At 61.6% G+C, this 18,396-nt stretch carries 25 protein-coding genes; 19 read left to right on the top strand and 6 right to left on the bottom strand.

Going from position 1 to position 18,396, the window contains the following annotated elements; translation table 11 throughout:
• Positions 1-94: 94 nt before the first annotated feature.
• From ACN9MY_RS22795 to ACN9MY_RS22720, 16 genes are all read left to right on the top strand, one after another.
• Entirely contained in the window at positions 95-499 is a 405-nt protein-coding gene (locus ACN9MY_RS22795; RefSeq protein WP_426318704.1) for a hypothetical protein, read from the top strand.
• A gap of 33 nt (positions 500-532) precedes the next feature.
• Entirely contained in the window at positions 533-1,873 is a 1,341-nt protein-coding gene (locus ACN9MY_RS22790; protein ID WP_426162944.1) for a hypothetical protein, read from the top strand.
• Positions 1,874-1,919: 46 nt separating this feature from the next.
• Positions 1,920-3,143 carry a molybdopterin-dependent oxidoreductase gene (locus ACN9MY_RS22785; protein WP_426318703.1) on the top strand — a complete coding sequence of 408 codons (1,224 nt, stop codon included), beginning with the start codon at positions 1,920-1,922 and terminating at the stop codon, positions 3,141-3,143.
• A 10-nt stretch (positions 3,144-3,153) separates the two neighbouring features.
• Positions 3,154-3,465, top strand: coding sequence for a c-type cytochrome (locus ACN9MY_RS22780; RefSeq protein ID WP_426162939.1), 312 nt, complete (start codon positions 3,154-3,156; stop codon positions 3,463-3,465).
• Positions 3,466-3,520: 55 nt separating this feature from the next.
• A complete protein-coding gene (locus ACN9MY_RS22775) occupies positions 3,521-4,282 on the top strand; it encodes a uracil-DNA glycosylase (protein ID WP_426162937.1) in 762 nt (253 codons plus the stop codon).
• Positions 4,283-4,429: 147 nt separating this feature from the next.
• Positions 4,430-4,912 (top strand): Fe-S cluster assembly transcriptional regulator IscR, encoded by a 483-nt coding sequence (gene iscR / locus ACN9MY_RS22770; protein ID WP_057259448.1) that lies wholly within the window; start codon positions 4,430-4,432, stop codon positions 4,910-4,912.
• Positions 4,913-4,931: 19 nt separating this feature from the next.
• Entirely contained in the window at positions 4,932-6,197 is a 1,266-nt protein-coding gene (locus ACN9MY_RS22765; protein WP_426318702.1) for an IscS subfamily cysteine desulfurase, read from the top strand.
• Between the two features lie 24 nt (positions 6,198-6,221).
• Entirely contained in the window at positions 6,222-6,605 is a 384-nt protein-coding gene (iscU, locus tag ACN9MY_RS22760; protein ID WP_028104361.1) for a Fe-S cluster assembly scaffold IscU, read from the top strand.
• Between the two features lie 18 nt (positions 6,606-6,623).
• Entirely contained in the window at positions 6,624-6,947 is a 324-nt protein-coding gene (iscA, locus tag ACN9MY_RS22755; protein ID WP_028104360.1) for an iron-sulfur cluster assembly protein IscA, read from the top strand.
• A gap of 4 nt (positions 6,948-6,951) precedes the next feature.
• Positions 6,952-7,467 (top strand): Fe-S protein assembly co-chaperone HscB, encoded by a 516-nt coding sequence (hscB, locus tag ACN9MY_RS22750; RefSeq protein WP_426323835.1) that lies wholly within the window; start codon positions 6,952-6,954, stop codon positions 7,465-7,467.
• 21 nt (positions 7,468-7,488) lie between these two features.
• A complete protein-coding gene (hscA, locus tag ACN9MY_RS22745; protein ID WP_426318701.1) occupies positions 7,489-9,369 on the top strand; it encodes a Fe-S protein assembly chaperone HscA in 1,881 nt (626 codons plus the stop codon).
• Positions 9,370-9,386: 17 nt separating this feature from the next.
• Entirely contained in the window at positions 9,387-9,728 is a 342-nt protein-coding gene (gene fdx, locus ACN9MY_RS22740) for an ISC system 2Fe-2S type ferredoxin (RefSeq protein ID WP_090444791.1), read from the top strand.
• 16 nt (positions 9,729-9,744) lie between these two features.
• Complete coding sequence (gene iscX, locus ACN9MY_RS22735; protein WP_090444923.1) at positions 9,745-9,939, top strand: Fe-S cluster assembly protein IscX; 195 nt, start codon at positions 9,745-9,747, stop codon at positions 9,937-9,939.
• Positions 9,926-10,834: a class I SAM-dependent methyltransferase gene (locus ACN9MY_RS22730; RefSeq protein ID WP_426318700.1), complete on the top strand. Its 909-nt coding sequence runs from the start codon at positions 9,926-9,928 to the stop codon at positions 10,832-10,834. The genes iscX and ACN9MY_RS22730 overlap by 14 nt, the downstream gene beginning before the upstream one ends.
• Positions 10,835-10,863: 29 nt before the next feature.
• Positions 10,864-11,895: a low-specificity L-threonine aldolase gene (gene ltaE, locus ACN9MY_RS22725; protein WP_426323832.1), complete on the top strand. Its 1,032-nt coding sequence runs from the start codon at positions 10,864-10,866 to the stop codon at positions 11,893-11,895.
• Positions 11,895-12,578, top strand: a complete 684-nt coding sequence (locus tag ACN9MY_RS22720; RefSeq protein ID WP_426162927.1) for an RNA pseudouridine synthase — start codon at positions 11,895-11,897, stop codon at positions 12,576-12,578. Before ltaE ends, ACN9MY_RS22720 begins: the two co-directional genes overlap by 1 nt.
• A 5-nt stretch (positions 12,579-12,583) precedes the next feature.
• Here the strand turns inward: ACN9MY_RS22720 and ACN9MY_RS22715 are convergent, their stop codons facing one another.
• Positions 12,584-12,811 (bottom strand): DUF2798 domain-containing protein, encoded by a 228-nt coding sequence (locus tag ACN9MY_RS22715; protein WP_426162925.1) that lies wholly within the window; start codon positions 12,809-12,811, stop codon positions 12,584-12,586.
• A gap of 97 nt (positions 12,812-12,908) precedes the next feature.
• On the opposite strand from ACN9MY_RS22715, the gene ACN9MY_RS22710 reads away from it, so the two are divergent.
• The 3 genes from ACN9MY_RS22710 to ACN9MY_RS22700 all read left to right on the top strand — a co-directional run bounded on the left by ACN9MY_RS22710 (position 12,909) and on the right by ACN9MY_RS22700 (position 14,852).
• Positions 12,909-13,808 carry a LysR family transcriptional regulator gene (locus ACN9MY_RS22710; RefSeq protein WP_426318699.1) on the top strand — a complete coding sequence of 300 codons (900 nt, stop codon included), beginning with the start codon at positions 12,909-12,911 and terminating at the stop codon, positions 13,806-13,808.
• Entirely contained in the window at positions 13,809-14,462 is a 654-nt protein-coding gene (locus tag ACN9MY_RS22705; RefSeq protein WP_426162921.1) for a hypothetical protein, read from the top strand.
• A 96-nt stretch (positions 14,463-14,558) separates the two neighbouring features.
• Entirely contained in the window at positions 14,559-14,852 is a 294-nt protein-coding gene (locus ACN9MY_RS22700; RefSeq protein WP_426162919.1) for a hypothetical protein, read from the top strand.
• Here ACN9MY_RS22700 and ACN9MY_RS22695 read toward each other — a convergent pair.
• Genes ACN9MY_RS22695 through ACN9MY_RS22675 form a run of 5 tightly spaced genes read right to left on the bottom strand, consistent with a single transcriptional unit; the run spans position 14,836 to position 18,061 of the window.
• Positions 14,836-15,642 carry a class I SAM-dependent methyltransferase gene (locus ACN9MY_RS22695; protein ID WP_426162916.1) on the bottom strand — a complete coding sequence of 269 codons (807 nt, stop codon included), beginning with the start codon at positions 15,640-15,642 and terminating at the stop codon, positions 14,836-14,838. The two genes, ACN9MY_RS22700 and ACN9MY_RS22695, sit on opposite strands and share 17 nt — an antisense overlap.
• A 37-nt stretch (positions 15,643-15,679) precedes the next feature.
• Positions 15,680-16,210 carry an RDD family protein gene (locus ACN9MY_RS22690; protein ID WP_426162914.1) on the bottom strand — a complete coding sequence of 177 codons (531 nt, stop codon included), beginning with the start codon at positions 16,208-16,210 and terminating at the stop codon, positions 15,680-15,682.
• Positions 16,197-17,057 carry a DUF3106 domain-containing protein gene (locus ACN9MY_RS22685; RefSeq protein ID WP_426318698.1) on the bottom strand — a complete coding sequence of 287 codons (861 nt, stop codon included), beginning with the start codon at positions 17,055-17,057 and terminating at the stop codon, positions 16,197-16,199. The genes ACN9MY_RS22690 and ACN9MY_RS22685 overlap by 14 nt, the downstream gene beginning before the upstream one ends.
• Before the next feature lie 3 nt (positions 17,058-17,060).
• Positions 17,061-17,471, bottom strand: a complete 411-nt coding sequence (locus tag ACN9MY_RS22680) for a DUF3619 family protein (RefSeq protein ID WP_426162909.1) — start codon at positions 17,469-17,471, stop codon at positions 17,061-17,063.
• Entirely contained in the window at positions 17,468-18,061 is a 594-nt protein-coding gene (locus tag ACN9MY_RS22675) for an RNA polymerase sigma factor (RefSeq protein WP_426323830.1), read from the bottom strand. Before ACN9MY_RS22675 ends, ACN9MY_RS22680 begins: the two co-directional genes overlap by 4 nt.
• Positions 18,062-18,396 lie beyond the last annotated feature (335 nt).

The following is an 18,396-nucleotide window of genomic DNA, read 5'->3' as shown; positions in this document are numbered from 1 at the left end:
CTGTACGGAACTTGAACGGCGCACACAAGTGTCCTATACAGACAAGGCTCCGGCCGCGTTTGACAGCACGATGCAAGCAACGGATACTGGGGCGATGACGATGCCGCCTTTTCCCATCCGTAAGGAGTGCCCGCCGGGCGCCTGCGACTGCCAGCGCGAGTCACTGCTCGAGGACCCGCAGGCCGACTTGCGCGTCCTGCGCCTGACCAAGGAGGAAGAGAAGCGCCTGCTCGAACGCATCGAGGCGATCTCCACGTATGCGGAACTGATGCGCATTGGCCAGCGCCTGGAAGAGCAGCTTGGCGTCTCGGTCCGCATCGCGCCCGGCCCGAACGAAGTGCGCACTGTGCGCGGCTTCCAGATCGAGCTGGGCGACCAGCCCGGCCTGTGTCGAAAAACGCGGCAAACTGTACCTGCGGCGATACGCAAATGCCTTGATCGACACCCGGAAATCGCTTTTGCAATCCTGAATGCACACGATTTGTTTGCCGGGCAGTAAAATATATTTACTCCCTATCAAATCGAAAGCTGTATGTTTTGCAATATTCCGCGCGTGCTTCGCATGTCCTTCCTCGCCGCTACTTTGGCCCAGCCGCTGGCCTGGGGACAGGATGTGACAGCTCGCCTGGGGCAGTTGCGGGAGTTTTCCTACCTCGCCACCAATAGCACCCTGGCCGAATTGCAGAAACTGAAACCGCAAGTCGGGCAGTGGCCGCAGCGTGACCAGGCGACTTATTATTCCGTGCTCAGCAAAGTTACCCGGACTTCGGACCGCGCCACCTCGCTGAAGGCGGTCGCGGAGGAAGAGCGCATCGGCCATCAACTGGATGACGAATCGATCATCGCCAACAGCTTGCTCGACCGTTCCTATCTTTTCTCCGCGCTGGAAGACCGGGAGGCCGCGAGCAAGAACCTGGAACTGGCGCGCCAGCTGGCCGAACAGACCAGCGATTTTGCGCTCCAGGCCAAAGTAATCCTTACTGTTGGCCAGGATGAAATCCGCCGCGGGAATGGGCGCAAGGGACTGGAGTACATCGACAATGCCGTGGCGCTGGCTGACAAGTCGGGGCAGCCCATCGCTCAATTCATGGCGCTGCGCGCCAGGGCCTATGCGTTGAACGGACTGGCCGGCGGCAGCCAGGAAGCACTGAAGTCGATCGACGTCTTGAAAGCCAAGGCTGCGCTGATCCCGCTCGACGGACCGATGATCCGGGCCCGCTATGCCGAGTGGGAGATCGCTGAAAGCGCTGGCCAGGTTGCACGCGCCCGCGAAGCCCTGAACGATGTGGTGGCTTGGCTGCAGAAACACCATATGGATGAAGATGTGCCCGAGCTGCAAGTCACACTAGCGGACATGAGCTTGAAAAGCCAGGACTACAAGGAGGCGTTGTCGCTCAGCCAGGAATCCAAGAAGGCTGCCCTGGCTACCGGCAACAGCGAAATGGCGGAGATTTCGCAGTTCAACGAAGGGATCGCCCTGATTTACCTGGGCCAGCTTGACGCCGGCAGGGATGCCATCGAGGCGGTCAACATCGAGATGATGGATGCCGACGCGCTATCGGAATATGCGCGGGCGCTGGACTATGTCGGTCTGAAGGAGCTTGCGCTGCAGGTCTACGCGCGCGCGGGGCGCAAGGCGCAGGACGCCAACACGGTCCAGACCCAACTCCAGAAAAGAGAACGCGAAGACGAAGAACTCTTGCGCCAGAAGGATGAAAATACCAAGGATTTGCGCAACCAGTCGAAGCTGCGGCTGGCCTGGTCGGTGGCCGCAGCACTGGCCGCGGCGGCCTTGCTCGCGGTGGCCTTCCTGTACCGCAAGCTGCGCGCCGCCAACGTCAGGCTGAAGAATTCCGATTCCCCAGCGGAATAGCATGATAAATTTGCATCTCGAGTGAATCACCCACCGGGAGGCAGGCATGAAAAGCAGCATTCCAAGACGTGAATTCCTGAAACAGGCAGGCATGGCGGGCGTGGCGACCGCTTTGGGCAGCCCGGCGCTGTCGGCGCTGGCCGATTCGCGCAGCGTGACGCTGCCGTTTGAAAATGGCGAAAGGGATCTGGTGGCGTTTCCGCAGAAGCGCCCGATGATCGTGCTGACCAGCCGCCCGCCGCAGCTCGAAACACCCTTCAGCGTGTTCGGCGAAGGTGTGCTGACGCCGAACGATGCCTTCTTCGTGCGCTATCACTGGAGCGCCATTCCGACCTCGATCGACCCGCAGAGCTACCGCCTGAAGATCGGCGGCCACGTCAACATGTCGCTGGAACTGTCGCTGGCGGAACTGCGCCAGCTCGCCGACCCAATCGAGATTGTCGCGGTCAATCAATGCTCGGGCAATAGCCGTGGCCACTTTGCCCCGCGCGCCAACGGCGGCCAGCTTTCGAACGGCGCCATGGGCAATGCGCGCTGGACTGGCGTGCCGCTGAAAAAAGTGCTGGAGCGCGTGGGTATCAAGGCCGGCGCAGTGCAGGTGGCGTTCAATGGCCTCGATACGCCGCCCGCCGGCGACGGCCCCGATTTCGTCAAGTCGCTCAATATCGACCACGCGCTTGAGGAGGAAGTGATGCTGGCCTGGCAAATGAATGGCGAAGACTTGCCGATGCTGAACGGCTATCCACTGCGCCTGGTAGTGCCGGGCTATTACGGCACTTACTGGATCAAGCACCTGTCGGACATCACGGTGCTGGACAAGCCCTTCAACGGCTTCTGGGTCGCCAGCGCCTACCGCATTGCAGATAACGCCTGCGCTTGCGTAACGCCGGGCACGACGCCGGCCAAAACGGTGCCGATCAACCGCTTCAATGTGCGGTCTTTCATTACCAGCCACCAGGACGGTGCGCGGCTCAAAGCAGGCAAGCAGGTGGTTGTGAAAGGCATCGCCTTCGACGGCGGCTACGGCATCACCGAAGTCGCCTTCTCTGCCGACGGCGGCAAGAGCTGGCAGGCCGCGACGCTCGGGAAGGATATGGGCAAGTATTCCTTCCGCGAGTGGAGCGCTTCGTTCAAGCCGGGCAAGGGCGAGCACACACTGATGGTGCGCGCCGTGAACCGAATCGGCCAGAGCCAGCCTTCGACCGCACTGTGGAACGCGGCCGGCTATATGCGCAACGTGGTGGAAACCACCCGCGTCATCGCGGCTTGAGGAGGAACCGATGAAGACCTTTGCCATCATGCTCCTGCTGTCCGCCGGCGCCGCCAGCGCTGCCGAGATCAAGCTGCCCGACGAGACGGCGGCCTACAAACAGAGCACATTGCCGGGCTACCAGCTCGTGCTGGCCAACTGCCTGCTATGCCACTCGGCGCAGTACGCGCAGATGCAGCCGCCAACGTCGCCGCGCAGCTACTGGGAGGCTACGGTGAAGAAAATGAAGAAACCGTTCGGCGCCCAGTTCTCGGACGACGACGTCCCCGCCATGGTGGATTACCTCGCCAAAGTCTACGGTGCGGAGAAGCCCAAGCCGTAGACCGCAATGGCTGGCGGCGATACAATCTCGCCTTTGCCCATCACCGACAGCCGCCATGACGATTCCCAGCCCCATCCTGCAAGCGCTCGACCGTGCCCACCCTTCGTGGCGTCCGATCCTGGAGCGCGGCCTGCAGGCGATTGCAGCGGCCAACCCGGCCTACCTGCCGGAACTGGCGGATGACAGCTACCTGCCGACCGAACTGCGCCTGTTTGCCGCCTTCCAGCAGCCGCTGGAGCAGGTGCGCTACGTACTGGTGGGCGAGGGGCCTTATCCGCGTGCAGAAAGCGCTACCGGCGTCTGTTTCATGGACGGCGCTGTCAAAGGCCTGTGGTCGGAAGAAGAGGGCGGCGGCCTGTCCAAGCCCGTCAATAAAGCCACTTCGCTGCGCAACTTCATGAAAATGCTGCTGGTCGCCGATGGCCAGCTCGAGGAAAGCAATACCGCCGGCGAAGCCCTCGCCGCTTGTTCAACCCGTGCCAAGTCCGGCGCCGCGATCCAGACCCTGGCCGAGATGCAGGAGCGCCTGCACGGCCACGGCTTCCTGCTGCTGAACGCCTCGCTGGTGTTCCGCCCGCATGTTGCTCCAGTGAAAGATGCCAAGGCCTGGCTGCCATTCTTCGAGACCGTCATGCAGGCGCTGGCCATCCAGCAGCCAAAATTAATTCTTTGGGGAAAGATCGCCGAACAGCTCAACAAGCTGCCCAGCGTGCAGGCCTTGCCGCAGATCGTGGCGGAACACCCTTACAACCTGTCGTTTATTGCTAATAAGAAAATGCAGGCGCTGTTCGGCCCGATGGGATTGCTGAAGAGGTAAGAAGGGCGCGTATTGCCCCTCGGACAGCGAAAGGCGCGTCCGGCAAGGTCTGCGCAAGTCTGTTATACTTGACTAAATCGTTCAAGTAATCAGGTTTTGATTTGCGAGAACAGAACGATATTTTAACTGAGTTGAACCGAGGTTGTGATGCGTCTGACTACCAAAGGCCGTTTTGCAGTGACTGCGATGATTGACCTGGCTATGCGCCAGGGCAAGGGTCCGGTGACGCTTTCCGGAATCAGCCAGCGCCAGTCGATTTCCCTGTCTTATCTCGAACAATTGTTCGGCAAGCTGCGCCGCCACGAAATCGTGGAATCGATCCGCGGCCCTGGCGGCGGCTACAGCCTGGCCCGCAAGGCAGACAAGGTGACCGTCGCCGACATCATTATTGCTGTTGACGAACCGCTCGATGCAACCCAGTGCGGCGGCAAGGAGAATTGCCACGGCGCCGACCATGCGAACGGCGCCCGCTGCATGACCCACGAACTGTGGGCCACCCTGAACGAAAAGATGGTCGACTACCTGGATTCCGTGTCGCTGCAGGACCTGGTGGACCAGCAAAAAGCCAAAGCCGCGGCAGAGCAGCCAGTCCATGTGCACCGCAACAGCAACCAAGCAGCCCTCGGTTAACCGAATTGGAGTAATTTAGATGAACGCCCCCGAAAAGAACGTCGCCCAGGTAGCACCGGTAGAATTCAAGACCGCACCGCACTTCCCGATCTACATGGACTACTCGGCCACCACGCCGATCGATCCACGCGTTGCGGACAAGATGATCCCTTACCTGCGCGAACAATTCGGCAATCCGGCCTCCCGCAGCCACATGTACGGCTGGACCGCGGAAGCAGCGGTGGAAGAAGCGCGCGGCCACGTGGCCGCCCTGGTCAACGCCGACCCGCGCGAAATCATCTGGACCTCCGGCGCCACCGAATCGAACAACCTCGCCCTGAAAGGCGCGGCCAATTTCTACAAGTCCAAGGGCAAGCACATCATCACCGTGAAAACCGAGCACAAATCCGTGCTGGACACCGTGCGTGAACTGGAGCGCCAGGGCTTCGACGCCACCTACCTGGACACCCAGGACAATGGCCTGATCACCATCGAGCAGCTGGAAGCGGCTGTGCGCCCGGACACCATCCTGATTTCGGTCATGATGGTCAACAATGAAATCGGCGTGATCCAGCCGATCAAGGAAATCGCCGCCTTCTGCCGCAAGAAAGGCATCATCTTCCACTGCGACGCCGCGCAAGCGACCGGCAAAGTGGCGATCGACCTGCAAGACCTGAAAGTCGACCTGATGACCTTCACCGCGCACAAGACCTATGGCCCGAAAGGCGTGGGCGCCCTGTACGTCTGCCGCAAGCCGCGCGTGCGTATCGAAGCACAGATGCACGGCGGCGGCCATGAGCGCGGCCTGCGCTCCGGCACCCTGCCGACCCATCAGATCGTGGCGATGGGCGAAGCCTTCCGCCTGGCGAAAGTGGAAATGGACTCCGAGATCGAGCGTATCCGCGCACTGCGCGACCGCCTGGCCAAGGGCCTGCAGGAAATCGAAGAAACCTACGTCAACGGCGACATGGACCACCGCGTGCCGCACAACCTGAACGTGAGCTTTAACTTTGTGGAAGGCGAGTCCCTGATCATGGCCGTGAAAGACCTGGCCGTATCGTCCGGTTCCGCCTGCACCTCGGCTTCGCTGGAGCCATCCTACGTGCTGCGCGCCCTGGGCCGCAGCGACGAACTGGCGCACAGCTCGATCCGTTTCACCATCGGCCGCTTCACCACTGAAAAAGACGTCGACTTCGCCGTCGAACTGCTGAAAGGCAAAGTGGGCAAGCTGCGCGAACTGTCGCCACTGTGGGAAATGTACAAGGACGGTATCGACCTGAGCACCATCCAGTGGGCAGCGCACTAATTCAACGATTACAGGAGCATCAAAATGGCATACTCGGAAAAAGTTCTCGACCACTACGAAAACCCGCGCAACGTCGGTTCCTTTGAAAAGGGCGACGAAACCGTCGGTACCGGCATGGTCGGCGCACCAGCTTGCGGCGACGTGATGAAGCTGCAGATCAAGGTTGGCGCAGACGGCAAGATCGAAGACGCGAAATTCAAGACCTACGGCTGCGGTTCGGCAATCGCCTCCAGCTCGCTGGTCACCGAATGGGTGAAGGGCAAGTCGCTGGATGAAGCGCTGGCCATCAAGAACACCCAGATCGCGGAAGAACTGGCACTGCCGCCAGTGAAGATCCACTGCTCCATCCTGGCGGAAGACGCCATCAAGGCAGCTGTGAACGACTACAAGGCAAAACACGGCGCCTAAGCAGCGCGCGGAGGAAGTATGGCAATCACCCTGACCGAAAAAGCAGCCAAGCATATCAACCGCTACATCGAGCGTCGCGGCAAAGGCATTGGCCTGCGCTTTGGCGTACGCACGACCGGCTGCTCCGGTCTGGCCTATAAGCTGGAATACGTGGACGAAGTGACGCCGGAAGATTCGGTCTTCGAGTCGCATGGCGTGAAGGTCTTCGTTGATCCGAAAAGCCTGCCGTACATCGACGGCACCGAGCTGGACTTCGCCCGCGAAGGCCTGAACGAAGGCTTCAAGTTCAACAACCCGAACGAGAAGGATGCATGCGGCTGCGGCGAAAGCTTCCGCATTTAATATCGTGCAGAACCACTTCGAACTCTTCCAGCTTCCCCAGCAGTTCGCCGTCGATACGAGCGCCCTGGACGCCGCCTACCGCGAAGTCCAGAGCCGCGTCCACCCGGACAAATTCGTCAACGCCACCGATGCCGAAAAGCGCGTCGCCATGCAATGGTCGACCCGCTCCAATGAGGCTTACCAGACCCTGAAGAATCCGCAGAAGCGCGCGCAGTACCTGTGCGAGCTGAATGGCGTCGATCTGAAGATGGAATCCAACACGGCCATGCCGATGGAATTCCTGATGCAGCAGATGGAGTGGCGCGAAGAGCTGTCCGAAGCCCGCGCCGGCAAGGATGGCGATTTGCTCGACAAGCTGGACGGTCAGTTGCGTGCCGCGCGCAAGGCTCAGCTGGCGGAGATCGAACAGCATTGCAATAGCGGTGACTATCACGCAGTCGCGCAAGGTGTGCGCGCGCTGATGTTCATCGAAAAATTTGGCGAAGAAGTGCGCTTCGCTTACGACGCCATCGAGGCGTAAAAGAACAAGACAGGTTTCACCATGGCTCTTTTGCAGATTTCCGAACCGGGCATGTCGACCGCCCCGCACCAGCATCGCCTGGCGGTGGGCATCGACCTCGGCACCACCAATTCGCTGGTAGCGACCGTCCGCAGCAGCATTCCTGAAGTGCTGAACGACGAAGACGGCCACCCGCTGCTGCCTTCCGTGGTGCGTTACCTTCCAAACGGCCATGCCAATATCGGATACAAAGCCCAGGCGCACCAGACCACCGACCCGAAAAACACCATCGTGTCGGTCAAGCGCTTCATGGGGCGCGGCCTGAAGGACATCGCCTACGCCGAGAACCTGCCATACGATTTCGTCGATGCTCCGGGCATGGTGCAGCTGAAGACTGTCGCCGGCGTGAAATCGCCGGTTGAAGTGTCGGCCCAGATCCTGGCCACCCTGCGCCAGCGCGCGGAAGATTCGCTGGGCGACGACCTGGTCGGCGCCGTGATCACCGTGCCTGCCTACTTCGATGAAGCGCAGCGCCAGGCCACCAAGGATGCCGCGCAACTGGCCGGCATCAACGTATTGCGCCTGCTGTCCGAACCGACTGCCGCGGCCATCGCCTACGGACTTGATAACGGCTCCGAAGGCATCTTCGCCGTGTACGACCTGGGCGGCGGCACCTTCGATATCTCGATCCTCAAGCTGTCGAAAGGCGTGTTTGAAGTGCTGGCCACAGGCGGCGACTCCGCGCTGGGCGGCGACGACTTCGACCACCGCCTGTTCTGCTGGGTTCACGAGCAGGAAAAACTGGCGCCGCTGTCCGACGAAGACACCGCGACCCTGATGGTCAAGGCGCGCGAGGCGAAAGAGCTGCTGTCGACCAAGCCGGAAGTCACCATCGACGCCGTGCTGCGCTCGGGCGAAGAAGTCCACCAGCGCGTGACCCCTGAAATTTTCGCCGACATCACCAAGCACCTGGTCGCCAAGACCATGAACGCGGTGAAGAAGGCCCTGCGCGACGCCAACATCGACGCCGACGATATCGACGGCGTGGTCATGGTCGGCGGCGCGACCCGCATGCCGCACGTGCAGCGCGCGGTAGGCGAATACTTCCACACTATCCCGCACGCCAATATCGATCCGGACAAGGTCGTGGCGCTGGGCGCCGCCATCCAGGCCAACCTGCTGGCCGGTAACCGCGCCGCAGGCGACGACTGGCTGCTGCTGGACGTGATCCCGCTGTCGCTGGGTATTGAAACGATGGGCGGCCTGGTCGAGAAGATTATCCCGCGCAACTCCACCATTCCATGCGCCCGCGCGCAGGAGTTCACCACCTTCAAGGATGGCCAGACCGCGCTGGCGGTGCACGTGCTGCAAGGCGAGCGCGAACTGGTGAGCGATTGCCGTTCGCTGGCGCGCTTCGAACTGCGCGGCATTCCGCCGATGGCGGCCGGTGCGGCGCGCATCCGCATCACTTACCAGGTGGACGCTGACGGCCTGCTGTCCGTCTCCGCACGCGAATTGCGCTCGAATGTGGAAGCATCGATCACCGTCAAGCCTTCGTATGGCCTGGGTGACGACGACGTGGCACGGATGCTGTCCGAATCGCACACCGAAGCGGAAGCCGACATGAAAGCCCGCGCTCTGCGCGAAGAGCAGGTCGAAGCCGAGCGCATCATGCTGGCCACCCAGTCCGCGCTGGACGAAGACGGCAACCTTCTGAACGACGACGAGCGCGCCGCCATCAACGCCCTGATGGCCACCACCATGGACATGCTGGTGAAATCCGGCAGCGGCGAAGCCGACCACTACGCGGTGAAAGCCGCCTACGAAGCCCTGGCCCAGGGCACCGAAGAATTCGCATCGCGCCGCATGGACCGCAGCGTGCGCAGCGCACTGGCCGGCAAGACGCTGGACCAGGTTGTTTAATTGACTGAGGAATAGAAGTGCCACAAATCGTCATCCTGCCGCATGCCAAGCTGTGCCCCGAAGGCGCCGTGATCGAAACCGAAGCAGGGAAGTCCGTTTGCGACGTCCTGCTGGAGAACGACATCCACATCGAACACGCCTGCGAGAAGTCCTGCGCCTGCACCACTTGCCACGTGCTGGTGCGTGAAGGCTTCAACTCCCTGAACGAAGCGACCGACACCGAAGAAGACCTGCTGGACAAGGCCTGGGGCCTGGAAGCCTGCTCGCGCCTGTCCTGCCAGTCCATCGTGGCGGACGAAGACCTGGTCATCGAAATTCCGAAGTACACGATCAACCACGCCAGCGAAGGCGGCCACTGAGCCGAGGTGCACCATGCTGAAATGGAGTGATGTCACGGCGATTGCCGAAGCCCTGTACGACAAGTTCCCGGACGTCGACCCGACGACGGTGCGCTTTGTCGACCTGCACAACTGGATCGTCGACCTGGATGGCTTCGACGACGACCACAAGCGCGGCGGCGAAAAAGTGCTGGAAGCGATCCAGCAGGCGTGGATCGATGAAGCGCAGTAAGGCCCCGGGCACGCCGCTGCCCGCTACCGTCACAGACATCCCTGAAGTCAAGCCCGGCCAGTCGGTCGCGCTGCTGCAGGAGCTGCACATCCTCACCCGCGACGGCAAGCTGAACCAGGACAGCCGCCGCAAGCTCAAACAGGTCTACCACCTCTACCAGTTCATTGAACCGCTGCTGAACGACGTACGCACGGCGAAGGGCTCGGTATCGCTGGTCGACCACGGGGCAGGGAAGTCCTACCTCGGCTTCATCATCTACGACTTGTTCTTCAAGGCGCTGGGCGACGATTCGCACATTTATGGCATCGAAACCCGCGAAGAACTGGTGGCGCGTTCCGAAGAGCTGGCGCGCAAGTTCGATTTCCCCGGCATGAGTTTCCTGCCGCTGTCGGTGGCCGAATCGACCACCTCCGACAAGCTGCCGGAGCAGATCGACATCGTCACCGCGCTGCACGCCTGCAATACCGCCACCGACGACGCCATCGATTTCGCGCTGAAGAAAAGGGCTAAACACATCGTGCTGGTGCCATGCTGCCAGGCCGAAGTCGCCTCCGTGCTGCGCAAGAACAAGGGCTCTTCGCTGGGCAAGAATGTGCTCACTGAGTTGTGGCGCCACCCGATTCACACCCGTGAATTCGGCAGCCAGATCACCAACGTGTTGCGCTGCCTGCAGCTTGAGTCGCACGGCTACCAGGTCACCGTCACCGAACTCGTAGGCTGGGAGCATTCGATGAAGAACGAATTGATCGTTGCCACATACAAGAACCTCCCGCGCCGCAAGCCTGCCGAGCGCCTGAAGGAAGTCTTGTCCACCATCGGCCTCGACGAAATGGGCGAACGCTTCTACACCGGCGCGCCTGTCGCAACGCCAACTGACGCCGAGGTGGCGCCGTGAGCACCGGCTATCCGGCCGGCGCAGGCGCAATGTCGCTCGCCGCAGACGGCGAACGCTGGATCGACCTGCGCAGCGACACTGTCACGCATCCCAGCGCCGAAATGCGCGAAGCCATGTTCACCGCCCAGGTCGGCGACGACGTGTACGGCGACGACCCCACGGTCAATGCGCTGCAGGCCTACGCAGCGGAACTCTTCGGCTACGAAGCTGCGCTGTTCGCGCCATCCGGCACGCAAACCAACCTGATTGCACTGCTGGCCCATTGCGGCAGGGGAGACGAATACCTGGTCGGCCAGGACGCCCACACTTACAAGTACGAAGGTGGTGGCGCCGCAGTCCTCGGCAGTATCCAGCCGCAGCCGATCATCAACCAGGCGGACGGCAGCATCGCGCTGCAAGACATCGAAGCCGCCATCAAGCCGAACGATTTCCACTTCGCCCGCACCAAGCTGCTGGCGCTGGAAAACACCATCGGCGGCAAGGTCCTGCCGCAGCAATACGTCGCGCAAGCCACCGGCCTCGCGCACGCACGCGGCCTGGCCACGCATCTCGACGGTGCCCGCATCTGCAATGCCGCCGTCAAGCAAGGCATCTCGCTGAAGGACGCGGTAAAAGGCTTCGACAGCGTCTCCGTCTGCCTGAGCAAAGGCCTCGGCGCCCCGGTCGGCTCCGTCCTGTGCGGCAGCCGTGAATTAATCGAGCAGGGCAAGCGCTGGCGCAAGATGCTGGGCGGCGGCATGCGCCAAGCTGGCGTGATTGCTGCCGCAGGCCTATACGCCCTGCAGAACAACGTCCAGCGCCTGGCCGAGGACCACGCCAACGCAAGCTGGCTCGCCGCCGAACTGGCAAAGATCGGCGTGCTGCAAGTGAGCGTGCCGCAAACGAACATCCTGTTCGTCACCATGCCACGCGAAGCCTGCGAAGGGTTGAATGCAGAGCTGGCAGCAGAACGCATCCGCGTCTCGATGGCGCCGACACTGCGCCTCGTGACCCACCTGGACGTAACGCGCGCCGACCTCGAACACGTCGCCGCCGTATTCGCCCACTACTTCAAGCAATAATGAACAACGAAGACAACACCATCCGCCTCGCCAAGCGCGTGGCGGACATGGTTCCATGCTCGCGCCGCGAAGCAGAGAATTACATCGAAGGCGCCTACGTCACGGTAGACGGCGAAATCGTCGAAGAACCCGGTGCGCGCGTCGCGCCCGGCCAGCAAGTCGTGCTGTCCGCCGACGCAACCCTGCTCGACATCGCGCCGGTAACGATCCTTCTGAACAAGCCTGCCGGCGCCGATGCGCTGGCATGCCTGCTGCCGGAAGCGCGCAGCAAGGACGCCCAGCGCGTTCGCTTCCTCAAGCGCCACCTGCGCAACCTGACCGCCTGCCTCGCGCTGGACAAGCAAGCCAGTGGCCTGTTCGTGTTCACGCAAGACTTCCGCGTCGCGCGCAAGCTGGTGGATGAAGGCGCCACGGTCGAACAGGAGTTGATCGTCGATGTCGAAGGCGAGATTGCCGACAACGGCCTCACGCTCCTGAACCAGGGCGCAGGCAAGGTGAGCTGGCAAAACGAACGCCGCCTGCGCTTCGCCGTCAAGCCGCCGAAGCCAGCCCTGGTCGCCAAGCTTTGCGCCGACGTCGGCCTGAAAGCCACCGCAGTAAAGCGCCAGCGCATCGGGCGCATCTCCATGTCCGGCCTCCAGCCCGGCGAATGGCGCTACCTCCAAGGCTACGAACGCTTCTGAAGAACCTAGCGTAAGGCCGCGGCGAGGCGCTGGGTAAGGCGCTGCACCATCGGTGCGATCGTCATTACGGCGAAGAAGGCGGCCGGCCAGGCGGCGAGGAAGGCGTGGCCCCAGCGCGCCGTATATTCGGGGTGGAAGCCGATGTTCAGCCAGGTGATCCAGCCGCTCATGATCACACTCATCAGGAACGACATCAGGGCTGCAAAGATCATCCGGGTACGCAGGTCAGTCATGGCTTTCTCCAGCAAGTTATCAATGACTCAAGCGTAGTTAATTTCGTTGGCGTACACTAGCGATGAAAATTCAATCTCTAATTCCAAAAATGGAATCATGCTGGATGACCTCGCCCTGTTTATCGCCATCGTCGAAGCGGGCAGCCTGAACGCTGCTGCCGAGAAAGAGGGGCTGCCGACCGCGACTGTCACTCGCCGCCTGCAAAAGCTGGAGGCGGCGCTCGGCTATCGCCTCTTGCATCGCAGCGCTCGTCGCACCCAGCCTACTGCAGAGGGGATGCAGTACTACGAACAGTGCCGCCCCTTGGTTCAGTCGCTGCGCCAGGCTACGCTGCGGCTGGACGCCACGCTGGGCGCGATCGAAGGCACGATCCGCGTTCTGGCGCCGGTCAATTTCGCGAGCGAGATCCTGGCGCCGGCATGGGCCAGCTTCCTTGAACAGTATCCGAAGGTGAGGCTGGAGCTCGAACTGTCCAACGAAGTGCAGGACATTGTTGGCACTGGTGCCGACCTGGCGATCCGCATCGGCGCACTGGCCGATTCCACGCTCACCCAGCGCAAGCTGGGAAATGTCAATCTGGTGCTTGCTGCGTCGCCGGCTTACCTCGCTCAGTTCGGCACGCCGTCCGATGTGGCTGAACTGGAAAGACATTCCACAATCGCCACGCTGCCGCTGCGTGAATGGCATTTACAGGACCCGGTTACGGGCGCGCACTCTGTGCTGCATCCCGAACCGCGCGTGCGCGTCAACGAGGTGCGGCTGGCGGTGATGATGGCGGAGGCGGGCCTTGGCATCGTACTGGCCCCAGAGCTGCAGTGCCACGCCAGCCTGGAGTCTGGCGCGCTGGTGCGGCTCCTGCCGGGCTGGACATCGCGTGAGCGCAGCGTTTATGCCGTCTGGTCGCAGCAGCGTTACCTGCCGGCCCGCGTACGCGCCCTCCTTGAACATTTGGCGGCCTTCACCGCCCAACACCCTTTGCTGACCGGAGAAAAATGAATGATGCGGGCGATCCTGTCGTTGCTGCTCGTGCTGGCGCCACTCTGCGCCCTTGCTGCCAAGCCGGCCTGTCCAGCACGAGATGGAGGAGAGGAATGGTCCCCGCTCTGCTTCACCGTGCGGGAGGGTGTGCGCCAGCTCAAGCCGCAATACCTGCGCAAGCTCGCCTTCGAAAAGTCGGGCAAGTCGGTTATTGTCATTGACGGCGACCCTGGCCCCAACGAAGTGGTGGCGCTTGACCGGCGTGGCCGTGTCGTTGTGCCGGGCATCTACCATACCGGCGATTTCGATTATCCGTATGCGCCGCTAGGCGTAGGACGCTTCCGTGAGAACGGCAAATGCGGCTATTTCCAGTCCAGCACGTTCAAGATTGTCGTGCAGGCAGAATATGACCATTGCCATCCCTTCCACGATGATGGAATCGGCTCGGCCTGCAAGGAGTGCGAGTATTACTGCACGCACCCCGATTGCTATGATTCGGCGCTGGTCGGGGGGCAGGGCTTCGATTTCGACGCCAGGGGAAAACTGTTGGAGACTTATGTGCAACCTGGCCTCGACCGGATTTGCCCCCACGGGTTCGAAAAGCTGGATGAGAAATCGCATTACCTGGAATGCAAGGACGACCCTGATTCGCCTTTCAGACACCTTCGATGAACGGCACAGTGTGGATGGCCGCCGCCATGTATATTGTCCACGGTCGGCAAGGCATCCGTTTCGGCGTGGATGACCAAGGCTTGCTATGATGGGGGCATGGACAACGACTTTTGCCTCGTTCGCCGCTGCCTGATTCCGGCGGATGCCTTTATCCTGTGCGGCTGCCTGCGTGCGGCGGGACTGAATGCAACGGTGATGGACGACCAGCACGTGCAGGCGGCATTCCTGCTGGCGCCTGCCATTGGCGGTGCGCGTGTAATGGTGCCGCAGGACGAACTGGAGCAGGCACTGGAAGTGGTCGCGGCTTTCGAGCGCGGCGAGCTGGCGCTTGGCGACGATGTTGACGTGGGCGAGGGCGCCCGCGTCTACGAGTTCACGCCTCGCAAGTAAAGACGATCGCCTGCATCTTGCCTTCGATGGCGCCGCTGCCGAACTTCTCGGTCAGTGCGGCAATTACCACGTCGGTTGCCTCCTGCAGGCGCGCCGGATCGCGCGCTTCAATATCTGCCCTGAGCGGCGAACCCTGGCATAGCGCCGTTGCAGTGGACGCCGCGGAGCCGGCGCGGCTGGTGGCCGTCACCAGTTCATGTGTGATGTTGCCGGTCCAGCCGCCACGCTTCAGCTCTTCAAGAATCACGTCGATGTCATGCCAGCCGTAAGGCACGCGCGCCAGGAAACGCGGTGGGTCGTCGGGGAATACCTTGGCCAGTGCATGATTGATGGTGGCGGAAAAGTCGTTGTGGCTGATGCCATCCCATACATTGAAGCAATACAGGCCGCCCGGCTTTAGTACGCGGCGTGCTTCGCTGAATCCGCGCGCCTTATCGGGAAAGAACATGACGCCGAACTGGCATGCCACGGCGTCGAAGCTGGCGTCGGGGAAGGGGAGCGCCTGCCCGTCCGCCTCGCGCCATTCGACGCGCGGCGAATCGACGGCTTTGCGTGCCTGGTCCAGCATGGCGGGATTGAGGTCGCTGGCGACGATTTGCGCGTTGGGGATCTCCTGCAGCAGGTGGCGGGTAACGGCGCCGGTGCCGGCTGCCACTTCCAGTATGCGCGCGGGACGCCGCTGCGCGATACGGTGCGCCATGTCGATCGCGTAGGGGGTGAAGAGGAGCGGCACCATGGCACGCTCGTAAGTTTCCGGAATTGAGCCAGTGAAGCTGCTGTCCTTGTCCATGGTTGCCTCCCTTGTCCAAGTCCAGTATAGCGATTGCTTAGGCGGCTTTCGCGGCTTTTTTCTCCGGTTTCGGCAATTGCAGCAGGCGGGTGCCGGCCATGCGGTCGTGCAGGAACTGGCGATCCTTGTCAAGGAGGGCTGTCAGCGACCACAGCACGATGTTGCCGACCAGAATTGCGACAGCCATGCTGATGCCTGCGCGTGTTGTCAGCAGCTGAGATACATGGATGATGACAAGTGCCGGCGCCACAAAGCCCCATGCAAGGATGAAGCGGGTTGCCGCTGCACGGAGCGAAATTCGGCCGGCGCCAGCAGATGCAATCTTGATGCGCCAGGTTTTCATGGCCAAGGTGTGGCCGCTCCCCGTCCAGGAGTAAATGAAATAGGCAGCCGCCACCAGGATCACGAAAATGCCGCGTCCCGCATCCAGGACAGGCGAATGCGCCGCAAACGTCACGAGCAGGTAGACCGCGATCGCAAACATTTCCACCGCGAGCAGCAGGAGCGACTCGTACACGATGCAAATGAGGCGACGCTTGACGGTCGGGACAGCGTTATTTGCTTGCATTGGGAACGGCCGGCGGGGCGCTTGGTGCGGCAGGGGACGGGGACGCTGGTGCGTTCGCATCGGCTGCTGGCGCAGCCGGGGTGGCGGTCGTCGTCGCGGCCGGCGCAGCGGTGCCGGAGGCGGCTGCAGGCGCTGCGGCAGTTGCCGGAGCGACGTTGCCTGCACCCAGCGAGCTGCCTGGCGGCACGACGGCAGGAGAGCCTTGCGGCAAACCGATCGGGGCTGGCGGTACGGTACCCGGCGGGACGGTACCCGGCGCCGGCACCAGGCCGTGGCCCTGGGCCTTGACTGGAGCAGGGGTCTTCACGCTGGACTGCGCCAGGCTAGGCGTCTTGACCACCTGGTTGTTCTTTGCCGCGGCGGCTTCTGCCAGGGCCTTCTTGGCTTCTTCCGGCAGTTGCTGGTACTGCTCCCACTCGGCAGCGCGCTGGCCCGGTGGCGTCGCTTTCTTCTGGGCGCGCGCATAGTTCTCGCGCACCTGCTTGCGTTCGGCTGGCGACAACGCCACCCATTCACGCATGCGTTCCTGTACGCGCGCCTTGTCGTCCGGCTTCATCTTGGCCAGGCGGTTGGCGATGGAAATCCATTTTTGCTTGCGCACCGGGCCCAGTTCTTCCCAGGTCGACTCGAGGGGCGCCAAGGCCTGTTGCTGGGCTGGCTTGAGATCGGACCAGTGCGGCTTTTCACCTACCGGCTTGGCAGGCTCCGCGGCGGTAGCGGCAGTTGATGGCGCTGACGCAGGCTGCAAAGCAGGACGGCTCACCAGCCAGACGACGGCAGCGATCCCCACACCCAGCAGCGTGATTGCTCCAGCAACCCATTTTGTCCTGCCACTTACACGCGCCATACTTTATTGCTCGCGGGTCTCGAGATAGGCGCCAAAGCCCTGGTCAAGGTAAGCAGACAGCGGCAGTTCATCGGACAGCACGGCGGCGTCCATTTCTGCCAGTTCCACGATCGATTGCTGTTGTTCGTACTGGTACACGCCAACCATGCCGCCCATCAGCAGCAGCAAGGGCAGGGCCACGCTGACGCGGTTGAACCAGGCAAACGGGTTGGCGAAGAAGCCATTAGCGCCGCCGGCCACTGCCGGGGCGGTACGGGTCACGCGCACGCGGGCCGGCGCATCGGCCTTCTTGCGCTTCATTGCAGCCATGCGGGCTGCGGCCAGGCGGTCTGTGGTCGAGGCTGGCAGATCGTCTAGCTTTTCATTGAGCGCGCGCCGCACGCCGTATGCAAAGTTGGTGTCTTCGGTGTTCATAACTTAATTCCCTTGGCTTTGAGCGATTCAGCGAGAGTGTGTGTTGCTCGTGAGCAATGCGTCTTTACGCTCCCTTCGGAACATCCCATCGCTTCGGCAGTTTCTGCTACATCCATGTCCTGCCAGTAACGCATGAGGAACGCTTCTCGTTGACGCGCAGGTAGTTTTTGCACTTCTTCTTCAATTATCTGCAAGATCTGTGCCCGTTCTACCTGGTCTGCACTCGACTCGGCCGCCTGGGAACCCTCTTCAGCCTCGTAGGATTCCAGTATATCAAAGTCCTCATGCTCTTCCTGGCCAGGGCCAAGGCCCGAGAAAAGACTTACCCAGGTATTACGGACTTTTTCGCGGCGGAAATAATCAAGTATAGTCGTTTGCAAGATGCGCTGGAACAGCGCTGGCAGTTCGGCTGCCGGCTTGTCGCCGTACTTTTCTGCCAATTTAATCATTGCATCCTGAACAATGTCCAGTGCGGATTCGTCCTTTCGGACGGCATAGACCGCTTGTTTGAAGGCGCGGCGCTCGACACTTTCGAGGAAATCCGATAATTCTTTGTCTGTGGCCATGCGTCGGGAAGAGGGCTGCGCTATATCGCAAGTCTGAACAATCCGGCATTTTAACAAAAAATGCAGAATATGCTTGACCAATATGGTGCAGCGCGGTAACGTTAAGGACGCTTTGCACACCACAAGGCTCCCCGGTTCTTCGGGACAGGCACACAAAGCCGTTCTGGAAAGCCAGCTTTCTATTGTCAGCAGTTTGCTCTAACCCGTGCCACAAGCGCGAGAGGTAGGCCAGAAACCGCTGCAAAACTCCGGCCAAACGAGTTGCGTTTAGCACCGGCTTGTACTCCAGCTACGCATGGGGGAAGGGTCAGTGTGACCGCAGAAAGAAGGGAAGCTGAGAGTCGTGCACGGTGTCGCCC

Source organism: Pseudoduganella sp. R-31 (assembly GCF_049913235.1).
GTDB lineage: Bacteria > Pseudomonadota > Gammaproteobacteria > Burkholderiales > Burkholderiaceae_D > Rugamonas.
The sequence above is the reverse complement of the archived record's forward strand: the minus strand, read 5'-3'. Positions and strand labels throughout refer to the sequence as shown.

Bases quoted from the DNA above. Each gene is read 5' to 3' on its own strand.
- ACN9MY_RS22795 (WP_426318704.1), top strand. From the start codon at position 95: ATGACGATGCCGCCTTTTCCCATCCGTAAGGAGTGCCCGCCGGGCGCC.
- ACN9MY_RS22790 (WP_426162944.1), top strand. From the start codon at position 533: ATGTTTTGCAATATTCCGCGCGTGCTTCGCATGTCCTTCCTCGCCGCT.
- ACN9MY_RS22785 (WP_426318703.1), top strand. From the start codon at position 1,920: ATGAAAAGCAGCATTCCAAGACGTGAATTCCTGAAACAGGCAGGCATG.
- ACN9MY_RS22780 (WP_426162939.1), top strand. From the start codon at position 3,154: ATGAAGACCTTTGCCATCATGCTCCTGCTGTCCGCCGGCGCCGCCAGC.
- ACN9MY_RS22775 (WP_426162937.1), top strand. From the start codon at position 3,521: ATGACGATTCCCAGCCCCATCCTGCAAGCGCTCGACCGTGCCCACCCT.
- iscR (WP_057259448.1), top strand. From the start codon at position 4,430: ATGCGTCTGACTACCAAAGGCCGTTTTGCAGTGACTGCGATGATTGAC.
- ACN9MY_RS22765 (WP_426318702.1), top strand. From the start codon at position 4,932: ATGAACGCCCCCGAAAAGAACGTCGCCCAGGTAGCACCGGTAGAATTC.
- iscU (WP_028104361.1), top strand. From the start codon at position 6,222: ATGGCATACTCGGAAAAAGTTCTCGACCACTACGAAAACCCGCGCAAC.
- iscA (WP_028104360.1), top strand. From the start codon at position 6,624: ATGGCAATCACCCTGACCGAAAAAGCAGCCAAGCATATCAACCGCTAC.
- hscA (WP_426318701.1), top strand. From the start codon at position 7,489: ATGGCTCTTTTGCAGATTTCCGAACCGGGCATGTCGACCGCCCCGCAC.
- ACN9MY_RS22730 (WP_426318700.1), top strand. From the start codon at position 9,926: ATGAAGCGCAGTAAGGCCCCGGGCACGCCGCTGCCCGCTACCGTCACA.
- ltaE (WP_426323832.1), top strand. From the start codon at position 10,864: ATGTCGCTCGCCGCAGACGGCGAACGCTGGATCGACCTGCGCAGCGAC.
- ACN9MY_RS22720 (WP_426162927.1), top strand. From the start codon at position 11,895: ATGAACAACGAAGACAACACCATCCGCCTCGCCAAGCGCGTGGCGGAC.
- ACN9MY_RS22715 (WP_426162925.1), bottom strand. From the start codon at position 12,811: ATGACTGACCTGCGTACCCGGATGATCTTTGCAGCCCTGATGTCGTTC.
- ACN9MY_RS22710 (WP_426318699.1), top strand. From the start codon at position 12,909: ATGCTGGATGACCTCGCCCTGTTTATCGCCATCGTCGAAGCGGGCAGC.
- ACN9MY_RS22705 (WP_426162921.1), top strand. From the start codon at position 13,809: ATGATGCGGGCGATCCTGTCGTTGCTGCTCGTGCTGGCGCCACTCTGC.
- ACN9MY_RS22700 (WP_426162919.1), top strand. From the start codon at position 14,559: ATGGACAACGACTTTTGCCTCGTTCGCCGCTGCCTGATTCCGGCGGAT.
- ACN9MY_RS22695 (WP_426162916.1), bottom strand. From the start codon at position 15,642: ATGGACAAGGACAGCAGCTTCACTGGCTCAATTCCGGAAACTTACGAG.
- ACN9MY_RS22690 (WP_426162914.1), bottom strand. From the start codon at position 16,210: ATGCAAGCAAATAACGCTGTCCCGACCGTCAAGCGTCGCCTCATTTGC.
- ACN9MY_RS22685 (WP_426318698.1), bottom strand. From the start codon at position 17,057: ATGGCGCGTGTAAGTGGCAGGACAAAATGGGTTGCTGGAGCAATCACG.
- ACN9MY_RS22680 (WP_426162909.1), bottom strand. From the start codon at position 17,471: ATGAACACCGAAGACACCAACTTTGCATACGGCGTGCGGCGCGCGCTC.